This window comes from Nostoc sp. (genome assembly GCF_036917275.1).
In the GTDB taxonomy this organism is placed as follows: Bacteria; Cyanobacteriota; Cyanobacteriia; order Cyanobacteriales; family Nostocaceae; genus Nostoc.
This window is the reverse complement of record NZ_JBALDF010000074.1, coordinates 1-12,955: the sequence shown is the minus strand read 5'-3', so window position 1 is coordinate 12,955 and position 12,955 is coordinate 1. Positions and strand designations below refer to the sequence as shown.

Here is a 12,955-nt window from a genome sequence, read left to right as displayed (position 1 = left end):
GTAACAGATTGTAATTAAACTGTGAGAGCGTAGATGGGTGAGTTTTAGCTAACCCGAATTTTAACGCTACTAAACGGATAAAGGAGAATTAGGTTAATGTCCCTCACTTACGGAATCGAAGGAAGCCTCCGCGTTGGTCAACAAGCTCCCGATTTCACAGCAACGGCTGTGGTAGATCAGGAATTTAAGACAATCAAACTTTCCGATTATCGCGGTAAATATGTCGTATTGTTTTTCTACCCACTAGACTTTACCTTTGTTTGTCCCACTGAGATCACAGCATTTAGCGATCGCTACGAAGCATTCAATAAAATTAATACAGAAGTACTAGGGGTTTCCGTTGACAGTGAATTCTCCCACCTCGCTTGGATTCAAACAGATCGTAAGTCTGGTGGTGTCGGCGACCTGAATTATCCTCTAGTCTCCGACATTAAGAAAGAGATTAGCGCCGCTTATAACGTGCTTGACCCAGCAGCAGGCATTGCCTTGCGTGGTCTGTTCCTCATCGATAAAGATGGTATCATACAGCACGCCACCATCAACAACCTAGCTTTTGGTCGCAGCGTTGATGAAACCTTGCGGACATTGCAAGCAATTCAGCATGTTCAGTCTCACCCCGACGAAGTTTGCCCAGCTGGTTGGCAACCTGGTGACCAGACAATGGTTCCTGACCCAGTGAAGTCCAAAGTATACTTCTCTGCTGTCTAAATTTTGCTAGCTACCAAACTCTAATCCATCCTATTGGAGTTGAGAGTAAAATCAATGAAAACCACAGATAAATAGAGATACACATTAAACAGTGTCAACCTCCATATTTATCTGTGGTTTTTTCATACAATAGTATTTAAATAATCAAGGTTAAAATTATGCTTACTTCAACTGATTTTAGTGGTTTATTGAATGAACGCTTCTTCCGCAATTTTTTACCAGTTCCAGCAACACATCAACTCAGGTTGGGAGTAGGAACACCAGATTTTCAACTGCCAGATATTACCAACGGAACTTTAGTAAAATTGTCTGATTACAAAGGCAAGCAACCAGTATTAGTTGCCTTTACTCGGATATTTACCGAAAAACAATATTGTCCTTTTTGTTTTCCTCATATCAAAGCTTTGAAGGATAATTATGAGCAATTTAAAAAGCGTGGTATAGAAGTTTTGATGATTACTAGTACCGATGAACGGCAGAGTCAAATAGTTGTCAGAGATTTAGGCTTACAAATGCCGTTGCTGAGTGATCCAAGTTGTCGCATATTTCGTACCTATCAAGTAGGACAAGCACTGGGAGCGCCTTTACCAGCCCAGTTTGTATTAGATAATGAGGGAAAACTCCGCTACTGGCATTTATTTTCTTTCCTGGATCACAACGCCAGTGTTGAGACATTGTTAGAACAATTCAATTGAGTATAAGGTGTAAGATTGGCAATGTCCGCCCTACTTGTAAAGCTGTGAGGTTATCTCATGTTAACCCTTTATCATTCGCCTATTTCTCCCAACTCTCGCCGCGTCTGGATTACTCTTCTGGAAAAAGGACTTGAGTTTGAATTGGTAGAGATAAAACTGGATGGGGAGCAGTTTAAACCAGAGTTTTTGGCAATTAACCCTTTCCACCACATTCCAGTGTTGGTAGATGATGGGTTTAATATAGTGGAATCCTTAGTAATCTTGGACTATTTAGAGGCAAAATACCCCACGCATGCGATGTTGCCTAAAGATGCTAAAGATTTAGCGATCGCCCGCATGGTACAACTGGTAACTGTGAATGAGCTTTTGCCAGCAGCTACCACCTTTCTACCTCAGTTTCTTGGCTTGCCTGGAGGAGATCCAGAAAAAATCGAGAAGGCACAGCAAAAAATTGCCACAGTACTGAAGTTTTTTGAAAATTTGTTAAACGAGCGCCCTTACTTTGGTAGTGAAAACCTCACTCTTGCCGAAGTTGTAGCTGGAACTGTAGTAACTGTGCTGCCAAGTCTAGGCATTTCCTTAAGTGACTATCCAAAACTGAGCGCTTGGAATGATCGCTTAGTAGCACGCCCATCATGGCAAGCTACCGAGGCTACACCGGAGGAAATGGAAGCGTTTAAATCCATTGTGCTGGCGAGAATGTCCCAGTAAATTCATACCTAATTAATTTAGAGACGCGAAGCTGGACTTCGTGCCGCAATTTTCGTGTCTCTACAATCCAAAATATTTACAGCTTGACTTGCTGCAAATGACTGCGGGGATTATAAGTACGTATAGCCCTAATTTTTTCATAATATTCCCGCTCTTGTTGGCTGAGGTCTTTTGGTGGAGCGATCGCCACTCTCACCAACTGATCACCGCGTCCACCCTTGGCGAGAGGCCAACCTTTGCCACGTAAACGCAGCGATTGACCAGAACGGACTCCCGCTGGTAGTTTGACATTAACTGAACCATCGGGAGTGGGTACATCAATAGACGCTCCTAAAGTAGCTTCATCTGGTGTGATTGCCACTTCGCACACCAAGTTATCGCCTTCCATTTGGAAGAAGGAGTGCGGCTGAAGTTCGACTTTTAAGTACAAATCCCCTCGTTGTTGAGTCATCGGGTTGATTTGACCTTTACCCCGCACGCGCAGGCGAGTACCAGGTTTAGCCCCAGATGGAATACGAACATCAATTGTTTCGTTACCTAAACTGAAGCGCTTTTGCACACCATTAAATGCTTCAGCAAAAGTTAGGCTGATTACAGCTTCTGTGTCCTGGGAAGTACCCGTGCTTGCATCACCAAACCCATAATCGTTAAAGCTACTAAAACCAGTTGACGAACCTGTGGAAGTCCGGTAAGAGTAATTTTGTGAGTAACTTTGTTGTCGTCCACCACGAGGGCTAGCACCGCCAAAGCGTCCTAGCAACTCATTGATGAACTCATCAAAATTGCCGTATTGACTGAAGTCAAAGCCACCCATATCAGCACCAACACCGCCGGATGGGAAACCTTCACCAGCTTGTTTCCAATATTGACCAAATTGGTCGTATTTTTTGCGTTTATCTGTATCTGACACGACTTCGTAGGCTTCGCTAACTTCTTTGAAGCGTGCTTCTGCCTGTTTGTTATTTGGGTTGACATCGGGGTGATATTTGCGGGCTAGTTTACGAAAGGCTTGTTTAATCTCCTCTTGAGTGGCAGTCTTACTAACTCCCAAAATTGCGTAATAGTCTTTGAAGTCGGTTGCAGCCATCTACTAGTCTCCTATAGAAATTCCTGTTATGTTTTTTTTTAAGATCACAGATGTTTAATTGCTGAGTATAATGCCAAGCAATAAAGAATCTAATTTTAAATTAGCAAACAATATAGAAAATCAAGTGTGGTTCTTGCTCACCGTGTGATCGCAATTTCCGTACTCCAATTTTTCTGATCAGCGGATCAGCCTGTCTAACCCTTCTTTCAGGCTTGGGGGAGCATCCCTGAGTTGACGGTGCATCCGCAAAATAATTTCTTCTGGAACCTGGCGCGATCGCCTTTTATTACGTGCCAAACACAGCCAAACTGGCGTATCCACCCAAATTCCCGTAATGTGGGTAAACCCCAAGTCACGGGCTAAAGCAATGACTTCACGTCGATGGCGGCGCTGGGCGTTGGTAGCGTCGAAAATTGCTGTATTTTCTGTAGAAATAGCTTGCTGAAATTGCCGTTCTACTTCTTGCCAAATCAGCAGCCACGACCCCTGAATGGCTTGCGAACCGAACAGTTGCCCCCGGATGGCATCCGTAGAAATCAGCGACATCTGGGGGCATTCTGCCAGTAATGTTTTTGCCAAAGTTGACTTACCGCTACCTGGAAGACCAATCAGTAATAAAAGTGAGCAGTGAGAAGTTACAGCAGTTTTCATGTATTTGAATCACATTTCTGGGGCGCAAGGCCTTGCGCCCCTACTGCATGGTCTATTTACCTGAAAATAAGTGTAAAAGTGAGGAGTGAGGAGTAATCAGAATTTTTAGTCATTAACTCCTAACTCTTGTAAAGACGCGATTAATCGCATCTCTCCTAACTCCTAACTATTAAATGATTGTTCCATCAGGAATTACAGCATTTTTCAGCACCACGACGATGCCACTGCGGATGTAGAAACCTTGACTTTCGCGGTCAGCTTCTTGCACCTTATCTTTATTGATAATTTTCACATCATGACCGATACTGGCGTTTTTATCGATGATGGCGCCGCGAATAATCGAGTCAGCACCAATACCTACAGGAATGTCACCTTGTTCTACGTTGGATTTGCGTTCTACAGAAGCTTGGTAAAAATCTGCACCCATGAGCAAAGATTCTTCGATGAGGCAGCCAGATTCAATTCGCGATCGCACTCCCAACACTGAATGTTGAATGCGGCAATTTTTCAAAATACAACCTTCGCCGATAATTGATTCTGTTACCTGGCAATCTAAAAGTTTACTTGGAGGTAAGTAGCGGGCACGGGTATAAATTGGTGCCTTTTCATCGTAGAAACTAAAAGGTGGCTGAGGCTGCTGAGTTAGGGCTAAATTGGCATGGTAAAATGCTTCGATTGTTCCAATATCTTCCCAGTAATCATCAAAAAGGTAAGCTTGAACATTGTAATCTTTAGAGGCATCAGGAATAATTTCTTTACCGAAATCAGTCCTTTCTATACCTTCTCTCAACAACTTAAACAATACCTCTTTTTTAAAGACATAAATCCCCATTGAAGCGATGTAGGGCTGTTGCTGGGCTTGCTCTTTTGATAATCCCAGTACACTTGTATCAACTTGCATTTGGCGTAACGCTTCACCTTTGGGTTTTTCGCTAAAATCAATTACCCTACCAGAATCGTCAATTTTCATCAAGCCAAAATCTGAGGCGCGACGCTCATCGATGGGGATGACTGAGAGAGTGATATCAGCCCCCGTTTCTCTATGACGCTCGATAAACTGGCGATAATCCATGCGGTAGAGGTGATCGCCTGAGAGAATTAGATATTCTTCTACATCCCATTCTTCCATTAACCACAGATACTGACGTACAGCATCGGCTGTACCTTGGAACCAGTTTGGGTTTTCTGGTGTTTGTTGTGCGGCTAGCACTTCTACAAACCCTTCGTTGAAGCCAGTAAAGTTATAGGTACGGGCGATGTGACGATTCAGGGAAGCTGAGTTGAATTGTGTCAGGACGTAGATTTTGAATATTTCGGAATTTATGCAGTTACTTACAGGGATATCGATTAAGCGGTACTTCCCCGCCACTGGTACTGCTGGTTTAGCGCGGAGTTTGGTTAGCGGGTAAAGCCGAGTACCCGCGCCACCACCAAGAATGATTGATAATACTTTCTTCACCAAATTTCTCCTGACTGCCTTTCAACTCTCATCTTAAGTTTAGGACTGTCTGCCACCACAGGTAAGGGGGGAGCAAATATTCTCAGGGATGAATTTTACAGAATGCTGTTGGTGATGGATAGTGCGGCTGATAAGGAGATAAATAGAACATTTGTATTAATTGTTATGAGAAATGGGGGAGCAGAAGCTACGCTGCTTCAAAAAATTATCAAGTCTTGACTTGAGATAGAGTTCAATGACACAAAAGCCATAGATTCATTGAACTTGCTGTACTCAAAATTTGCATTGATTTCACTTTCATATTTTAGAGGTTGTTTGGAAAATCACAAAGTATACTAAAAACTCCTCTTCCATTCCTCTCCACCACAGAGATAAAGGCTTGAAAACCCCCATTCCATCGTTAGTGTTGGAGGGTTAGGGGGGTTAGGAGGGTTAGGTTTGGGAGGATTTCATGTTACCAATAATACTTTTCAAACATCCTCTAAGGCTCATTTCTGTGGTTCACTATTCTTTCTGTCGTCAATAAGACCACAGTTATTGCAAGCAGGATCACCATTATCAGGATTTCCATTATCAGGAGCATCGCTTGGAGATGGATTCTTGCTAGATTGACTCTTTTCAGAGGTTTGTTTGTTGTTGTTAGTTTTTAAGTTTTTCTTTGTCACAAACTGTGCTTTTAATTCATATTCTATAAAATTCTACACTTTATATTCACTAGATTCCTGAATATTCAACTCTCAGCTATAGCAATCCTAAGTCATTCGTGAGAAAACACCATATTCATAAAGCAATACAGTTCAGTTAAGCATCTCTTTCTTCTCTCTGCGTACTCTGCGCCTTAGCGGTTCGTTAAAAAATTGACTTTGGTAACAGACTTTTAGCCTTAAGTGAACCGTATTGCTTTATAGTCGCAAATAATACTTGTATTCTTTTCAGTATTTTCTCACGAATGATTCTGGATTGCTATATCTAGTGCATTTCCGACAGGATTAGCAGTTATTATTATTTTGTCCTGATTAACTATCGTTAATTTTTTAAATTTTGGCATTTTTCACGAATATCGTGATATTTATTGCCAGCATTATCATTACTACTTAAATAATCCGATAAACATTTACATCCTTTGCTCAACAAACCAGTAGTATTTGTCTCTGAGTTAGTTTCATAGTGAGAATCTAAACTCCATATCCTAATAGTTTTGTCACGGCTGGCAGTGACAATCTTTTTACTATCAAGACTAAAGCTCAAATCAGTTATTTTATCCCTGTGTCTTCCTAGAGAAGGTAATTGAGTCCCTTTATCAACTTTCCATAGTTGGATTGTTCCATCAATACTAGTAGCAGCAATTATTTGATTGTTTGGACTAAATTTAACTCTGTAAGGAGTGTTAGCATTCTTTGTAATAAAAATAGTGTGATGGTCTTTAGGATCGTTTGTCCATTTCCAAATTCTGATAGTATTATCCTCACTAGCAGAAATAATAGTTTTATTATCAATACCAAAAGCGGCATATCTTACTGATGCAGTATGTCCTTCAAAAGTAGTAATAAGAGTATAGTCTTTTTTCCATATTTGAATTTTCCCATCATCAGAGGCAGTAGCAATCATCTTACCATCAGGGCTGAATTCTGCACTCCAGATTGTGTATTTACCATTTCCTTTGATCAGAATATGGGGCGCTTTGATAAAAATTTTTGATGAAGTATCATCTATTTCCCATAGCCTTACATCTCCACGTTCACAAGTAGAGATAATTGTTTTATTATCAGGGCTGAAACTTACGAAAACTACACGCTTTCCATCTCCTGGGAGAGTTTGAATCCAAGTGCCGTCTTTCTTCCAAATCTTCACTGTACTATCAGCACTAGCAGAGGCGATGTACTGACCATTAGGACTGAAATTAACACTATAAACATCACCCTCATGTTTCATGGGTGCAGGGATTTTAACTGGAGTACCGTCTAGTTTCCAAAGTCTCACAGTTTTATCTTTACTTCCAGAAACAATAAGTGGATCTTTCTGACTGACACTTACACTAGTAACAGAATTTGTATGTCCCTCTAAACGATTGTGTTCCTGCACCCCGTCAATTACTAATTTAAGTCGCTTGAGTGCATCAGTATCGTCTATATCTAAATCTTGAAATTGCTTGAGTGTTTGTACACTTGCTATCATCGCATCAAGCTGATTCCCTGTTTGCAAAAGTAGCTCAGGCGATGCAATTAATGCTCCAGAAGCGATCTTATCCTTCAGGCTACTCTTTGTGTTAAGTTGCCATGTAAACGCTCCTAATCCCCCACATACAGCTACAAGTATTGCAGAAGCGATCGCAAATCTAGTTCTTTGTGATTCAGCTTTGGCTTTGGCTTCTGCTTCTCGTTGGAGTTTTTTTGCTTGCTCTAATTCTGCCTGATTTTGGCGATCGCGTCTCTCCAAACTCTTATGCAAAAATTCTGATTCTAATAGCGTAAGTCTTGGCTGAGTCTTATTCACCCACTCAGAAATTACAGCCAAGTTTGCACCTGTTAACAGTGCATCATCCGATTTATTAAATCTTTGTACCCATTCCTGGCAATCTTCCTCTAAAGAGCGACTTAGACGAATATTCTCCAGATTTTCAGCAATCCAAGTATTTAATAATTTCCACTCAGATAAAAGTGCTTCATGAGCAACTTCAATCGTATTTTCATCAGTGATAATTAAACGTTGTTGAGAACCCGCCAGCAATCCTACAACCCTTTGCAATTGTTGTGGAGAATCTGAAATTGCTTCTAATCTCTCCCAGCTAGCACGCCGCCGCGTCACTTCTCCAGCTTCACCTAACTGCACCAATTCCATAAACAAGCGACGCGCAAAGGCTTGATCTATAGTTGTTAAACTTTCATACAAAATTGTGGCTCGTTTATCTAAAGCTCCTTTAACCCCGCCAATTTCCTCATAGCCTTTACGAGTTAAAAGCGGTTCTGGCGATTCCGGTTCTTCAATGCAAACTCGCCACAATTCCTTAAGCGCATATTGCAGTATGGGTAATACACCAGGACGGTTGACTACATCGGCGGAAATTTGTGAAACTAAACCACGCTCAAATGTTACCCCATGTAATTTGGCTGGTTTTTCTATTGCTTCTTCTAACTCAGCAAAAGACATCGGTGTAATGATGAATGATGTAGGAGGAATATTATTAATGAGAGTTATAATTTCTCGATAATCAGCACAACGATTTAAGAAATCACCGCGAATTGTCAAAATTATCCGCGTTTCTACCTCAGCCTTTTTTACTTCCTGTGCTATTAACCGGATAAAAGTTTTGCGTTCCTCATCGTCTTGACACAGGGTAAATATTTCTTCAAACTGATCGATAAATAATAGATGCGGTTTATTTTGCTGCTGTTGTCGAGCTAAAATATCAACGAGTTTACCTAAAGGATGCTCTCTTGGTGTAAAAGATGCGATCGCCCATTCACTGCTTCCAGGGAGGCGATCGCCTTTCAGTTGCGGTAACAAACCTGCTTTTACTAAGGAAGATTTACCACTACCTGAATAGCCAATTACAGCCAAAAATCGACTCTCTACTAGACGCGAAATTAGGGTGCGAACTGCTTCTTCTCTTCCACAAAAATATTGCGCTTGTTCTGATTCAAAAGCATAAAGTCCCCGATAAGGATTTTCCTGATTGAAAGCAATTTTTTCGCCTGTAGGAATATCTAATTGGGGATAAGTCACTAAAGTAATCGAACGTCCCCAACCCATGCGAATCGGCTCCTGTACTGAACCTTTAAGTTCATTACTGACAAAATCAAACAAGCGATCACCACTTATTCGCCTACTACTACTTGCATTTTCTGCCGCCAATCCCTTAACAACTGCACCTGTGAAAATGCTATATTCTTCACTTTTAATAACTCCGGCGCGTTCAAAGCCACGACAAGCTGTAATTAAGTAATAATCTTTTTGTGTACTGAAAGCGTTAAGAGTTCTTTCTATTAATTGTCTTTCTAAGAAATAGCCGCTATGACAGCAATCGAGGAGCATCACTAAACTACTCAATTGCGAATCTCGAATTAAGTCGTTAAGACTATCGAGGGGAATGCCATATTTTTGTTCAGCATTTTCGTTTTCTTTAAATTCAATCTGACAATCGGAACTTGCTAAATATCCCTTTTGTTGTCCTAAATTGTCGGAAATAGTAAAACCGTGTCCGCTAAAATAAATCAGCGCTTCATTATTAGCTGCTTGCTCTAGGAGGAATGTTCTCAAATCTTGCCCAAGTTGAGCGCCAGTAACTTTTTGCGCTCCCATTTCATAGCCGTTTTTATCTTTATTCCAGCGCTGTGGTAGTCTTTGTACAGACTGGAAATCACCATATTGCTCTAGGAGTTGCGCGATCGCTTCAGCATCATTTGTAGTCTTCGACAAACGCGCTAATGAAGGGCTGACATACTCGGCGATGCCAATAACAAGCGCATATCGTGCCATTTAACACACCTTGGGTTGGTAAATGCGGAATAATCTTGACAGACACAATAATGGCTGTGTTATTAGAAACAATACCATCTGTTAGTTTTCTGCAAGCAAGCTGAAATTTATTCAGATACGTTACAAAACTTAATCAAGGTAGCTTATGTCAGAAGTACAGCAACTATTTTTTCAAGCAGATGGAGAGATTGAGCAGATTGAGATTAACGTCACAGCCACCGAAATAACTCAGGAAATTGAGGAGGACGAGGATGGCATAGAATACAAGGATGTGCGAACTGATGCGATCGCTCGGATGCAACAAGCTCGCCAAATGATTCGCTCTTATACTATCTATGCTCTGAGTGCTTTTAAAGACTTTAATACTGCTGAAATTGAGGAGGTAAAACTTACATTTGGCATTAAGTTGGGTGGCAAAGCCGGCATTCCTTACATTACCGAAGGTTCAGCTGAAAGTAATCTGCAAATTGAGGTGAAGTGTAAGTTTCCAGAAAAACAAAAACCTGATTCATAGTAACTGTAAAAAATTATCCGTGCAGTCTAGGGTTAGGCAATGCCCATTAAACACCCAACTTCCCTATATTTATTCTCCTATTAACCAAACGTAATTGCTGCGATCGCTTCAAATACCTCACCCAAGGTTGCTCTGACAATTGGGAAATGGCATTTTGTGACAGTGTTGCCGTAAAAATATCTTTGCCACTGGTAATACCACTGACGCCTAAACTTTCTAAAACAGCAGTTGCAGCAGAGTCTAAAATTGGTTCAGTATGGATGAAAACCTCCAAACTAGTTTCTTCTGGGTCTTGAACATCATTCAGCCCTGTAGCAAGAGCGGCATCTAGTTTCTGATAATTCATCAACAATTCCTTGGTAAAAAGGGTAGGCAATAATTCCCTACCTTAACTTATCAAAGTTATAGGTTTTTATCGCCTACCCTTGTACAGAAATAATATCCACCTTTTTCAGTCTAATTACAGATTTAAAGCATTAATCACTCCATAACCCCATTTGTGATCAAATGTGCCTGCGGGTTTTCCGGGAATGGCACTATTTTTGCGTAGTAAGTCTTTCACAGCAGCCGGATCAAGTTTAGGATCTCGCTGCAACAGCAGTGCCACTAATCCACTAACCAACGGTGTCGCCATACTCGTACCAGCCTGAACCACAAACTTGGAATTAATCATCGATGAGCGGTCAAAATTTGCATCGGCGGAAAGTGTGGAAACAATCATTGCTCCTGGTGCTGCTACATCGGGCTTGTGTCCATCATTCCGTAGAGGTCCTTCACTACTGAATTCCGAAATAGTGTTCAATTCTAACCCCATTTCTCGCACTTGGTTATCAATATCTGTGTACGTGGCTTTAGTAGTATAGGCAGCAACTGTAACTGCACTGCTAGCGGCTCCTGGCGAACCAATTTTCATCGCATCCTTCACACTTTTACCTGTGAAAAACACTGACGAAGTGTCATCTAATGTCCACACATTTAAATGTGTGTCAGTTGAAGAAGTGTTGCGGACTCGCAGCTGCCAAACACCTCCCATTACTGGCGAGGGGCCATTACCACGTATTTGCACAAAGAAATTATGATCGCCGTTGGCTTGATCTGGCCCTGGTGTCGCTAATTGCACCCGTGCATCTGGTAATTGGTAATCTTGTGCAGGATTGCCGTCAATAATTATTTTTTGGAAGGGGGTGACAAAACCGTTAGGACTCCGCACTGACACTTCCAATTCGCTATCTTTGGAATACCAAGCGTTTAACCAAACTATGCCTATTTGATTCAAAGGAACATTAAAGCGCATACCACGAGTGCGCCCACTGGGTATTGTCGCTTGTCCATGAATATTGGCGTCCCCTTCGTTACCCGCAGCACAGCAAACAATTCTTCCAGGGCCAGTTTCGGCGTCAATGACTTTGGATAAGGAGTCGCTACCATCATGGGGATCAGCGTGTCCACCCAAGCTGAGATTCACCACTGCTGGGCGTCCCAACTCTCTAGCAACTCGGAAAATGTAACGGACGCCATCAGCAATGTGGGCATCTTGTAAATCTGATCTGACGACAACTAATTCCGTCTCTGGTGCTACACCGCCATAGGTAGTATCGGCACCAGCGGCAATTCCAGCAACGTGAGTTCCATGACCGCCAGTATCCTGAGAAATTGTCAGTTGCGCTCCCGTCAATTCAGCCCCATAGCCGCCCTCTGTGACTCCTGGGCCTGGTAATGTTTGATCCCAAATTTGTAAAATTCGCCCAGCAAAGGCGGGGTGTTTCGGATCAATGCCACTGTCTATAATGCCGATGATTACTCCTTTACCAGTCAGTCCGGTATGGTTTTTAAACTCCGGTAGTTTGACTTTTACTAGTGCAGTGTCCATCCTCAAATGAAGTTTGCGTGATGGCTTAATCCGCTGAATGACATCTTCTTCAGATAAGACATCTAAACTCTCTATTGGTAAGAAAGCTGTCCGCACACTCCCAGAGTTTTGATTGACTTCAATATTATATTGTGATAAATAACTCAAGTCTGCATTAGGGTCGCAGTAAATAAAAACGACACTCTTAGTTGGCTTGACCGGGCTTTTATGGGCAGTTATCCCAAGTGATCGCTTGTGTGTAACTAAAGCTTTATCTCCTTCATTTTGATAATCTTGAAATGCCAAAAGTAGTCCTGGAGAAAGTTTTTCGTGTCTCATTTTTACCTCCAATTTAATTTATTGGGTGAAAGTAAAGTAGTCTACCCTGATAAGTCGCTCTAGCATTAATGCAGATTATGTAGTTTTTTAGTCTTGATTATTTGATGCGACTATAGTTATCTATTTTTTTCATAGATAACATCAAATAAGCTTAGAGGATGTTTGAAAAGTCATGATTGATGTATCAAATATTTTTTACCCCACCCTAACCCTCCCCGAAGATTGGGGAGCCACTGCGTTGGGCGGGCAATGCCCGACTTGAAGCATGTGGCGTGAGGGAACTAGATTTCCGGTCTCCCCCCAATACATCGGGGAGCCACTGCGTTGCGGTGAGGCAGTCCAGTCTTGGGGGTTTCCCCCATGAGGAACTGCTGAACCCGAAGGGAGGTTCCCTCCGTTGTAGCAAGTGGCGTGGGATTAAGGGGGGTGATTTTAATCACAGCTAACCACTTTTCAAACAACCTCT

Annotated in this window: 12 protein-coding genes; 4 read left to right on the top strand and 8 right to left on the bottom strand. The window is 41.8% G+C overall.

Features of this window, described 5'->3' with window-relative positions:
• Positions 1 to 96: 96 nt before the first annotated feature.
• The 3 genes from V7K35_RS28965 (at position 97) to V7K35_RS28955 (ending at position 2,114) form a co-directional block, all read left to right on the top strand.
• Positions 97 to 708, top strand: a complete 612-nt coding sequence (locus V7K35_RS28965) for a peroxiredoxin (RefSeq protein WP_335083860.1) — start codon at positions 97 to 99, stop codon at positions 706 to 708.
• A 158-nt stretch (positions 709 to 866) separates the two neighbouring features.
• Complete coding sequence (locus tag V7K35_RS28960; protein WP_335083858.1) at positions 867 to 1,403, top strand: peroxiredoxin family protein; 537 nt, start codon at positions 867 to 869, stop codon at positions 1,401 to 1,403.
• 57 nt (positions 1,404 to 1,460) lie between these two features.
• Complete coding sequence (locus V7K35_RS28955) at positions 1,461 to 2,114, top strand: glutathione S-transferase family protein (RefSeq protein ID WP_335083857.1); 654 nt, start codon at positions 1,461 to 1,463, stop codon at positions 2,112 to 2,114.
• Between the two features lie 76 nt (positions 2,115 to 2,190).
• Here V7K35_RS28955 and V7K35_RS28950 read toward each other — a convergent pair whose 3' ends face one another.
• The 5 genes from V7K35_RS28950 to V7K35_RS28930 all read right to left on the bottom strand — a co-directional run bounded on the left by V7K35_RS28950 (position 2,191) and on the right by V7K35_RS28930 (position 9,787).
• On the bottom strand, positions 2,191 to 3,201 hold the full coding sequence (locus tag V7K35_RS28950; RefSeq protein ID WP_335083855.1) for a DnaJ C-terminal domain-containing protein: 1,011 nt from the start codon (positions 3,199 to 3,201) through the stop codon (positions 2,191 to 2,193).
• A 177-nt stretch (positions 3,202 to 3,378) separates the two neighbouring features.
• Positions 3,379 to 3,852: an AAA family ATPase gene (locus V7K35_RS28945; protein ID WP_335083853.1), complete on the bottom strand. Its 474-nt coding sequence runs from the start codon at positions 3,850 to 3,852 to the stop codon at positions 3,379 to 3,381.
• 169 nt (positions 3,853 to 4,021) lie between these two features.
• Positions 4,022 to 5,311 carry a glucose-1-phosphate adenylyltransferase gene (locus V7K35_RS28940; protein ID WP_335083851.1) on the bottom strand — a complete coding sequence of 430 codons (1,290 nt, stop codon included), beginning with the start codon at positions 5,309 to 5,311 and terminating at the stop codon, positions 4,022 to 4,024.
• A gap of 488 nt (positions 5,312 to 5,799) precedes the next feature.
• Positions 5,800 to 5,976, bottom strand: a complete 177-nt coding sequence (locus tag V7K35_RS28935; protein ID WP_335083849.1) for a hypothetical protein — start codon at positions 5,974 to 5,976, stop codon at positions 5,800 to 5,802.
• Positions 5,977 to 6,337: 361 nt separating this feature from the next.
• A complete protein-coding gene (locus V7K35_RS28930; protein ID WP_335083847.1) occupies positions 6,338 to 9,787 on the bottom strand; it encodes an nSTAND1 domain-containing NTPase in 3,450 nt (1,149 codons plus the stop codon).
• Positions 9,788 to 9,932: 145 nt separating this feature from the next.
• Here V7K35_RS28930 and V7K35_RS28925 point away from each other — a divergent pair, with 145 nt between their 5' ends.
• Positions 9,933 to 10,301 (top strand): CU044_2847 family protein, encoded by a 369-nt coding sequence (locus V7K35_RS28925; RefSeq protein WP_335083845.1) that lies wholly within the window; start codon positions 9,933 to 9,935, stop codon positions 10,299 to 10,301.
• 46 nt (positions 10,302 to 10,347) lie between these two features.
• Here the strand turns inward: V7K35_RS28925 and V7K35_RS28920 are convergent, their stop codons facing one another.
• From V7K35_RS28920 to V7K35_RS28910, 3 genes are all read right to left on the bottom strand, one after another.
• Positions 10,348 to 10,647, bottom strand: coding sequence for a hypothetical protein (locus V7K35_RS28920; protein WP_335083843.1), 300 nt, complete (start codon positions 10,645 to 10,647; stop codon positions 10,348 to 10,350).
• A 114-nt stretch (positions 10,648 to 10,761) separates the two neighbouring features.
• Positions 10,762 to 12,489: a S8 family serine peptidase gene (locus V7K35_RS28915; RefSeq protein WP_335083841.1), complete on the bottom strand. Its 1,728-nt coding sequence runs from the start codon at positions 12,487 to 12,489 to the stop codon at positions 10,762 to 10,764.
• A 281-nt stretch (positions 12,490 to 12,770) separates the two neighbouring features.
• The coding region (locus V7K35_RS28910; protein ID WP_335083839.1) for a hypothetical protein at positions 12,771 to 12,955 on the bottom strand (185 nt) is incomplete at its 5' end.

Coding starts and splice junctions, on each gene's coding strand:
- V7K35_RS28965 (WP_335083860.1), top strand. CDS start 97: ATGTCCCTCACTTACGGAATCGAAGGAAGCCTCCGCGTTGGTCAACAA.
- V7K35_RS28920 (WP_335083843.1), bottom strand. CDS start 10,647: ATGAATTATCAGAAACTAGATGCCGCTCTTGCTACAGGGCTGAATGAT.
- V7K35_RS28925 (WP_335083845.1), top strand. CDS start 9,933: ATGTCAGAAGTACAGCAACTATTTTTTCAAGCAGATGGAGAGATTGAG.
- V7K35_RS28955 (WP_335083857.1), top strand. CDS start 1,461: ATGTTAACCCTTTATCATTCGCCTATTTCTCCCAACTCTCGCCGCGTC.
- V7K35_RS28945 (WP_335083853.1), bottom strand. CDS start 3,852: ATGAAAACTGCTGTAACTTCTCACTGCTCACTTTTATTACTGATTGGT.
- V7K35_RS28915 (WP_335083841.1), bottom strand. CDS start 12,489: ATGAGACACGAAAAACTTTCTCCAGGACTACTTTTGGCATTTCAAGAT.
- V7K35_RS28930 (WP_335083847.1), bottom strand. CDS start 9,787: ATGGCACGATATGCGCTTGTTATTGGCATCGCCGAGTATGTCAGCCCT.
- V7K35_RS28950 (WP_335083855.1), bottom strand. CDS start 3,201: ATGGCTGCAACCGACTTCAAAGACTATTACGCAATTTTGGGAGTTAGT.
- V7K35_RS28960 (WP_335083858.1), top strand. CDS start 867: ATGCTTACTTCAACTGATTTTAGTGGTTTATTGAATGAACGCTTCTTC.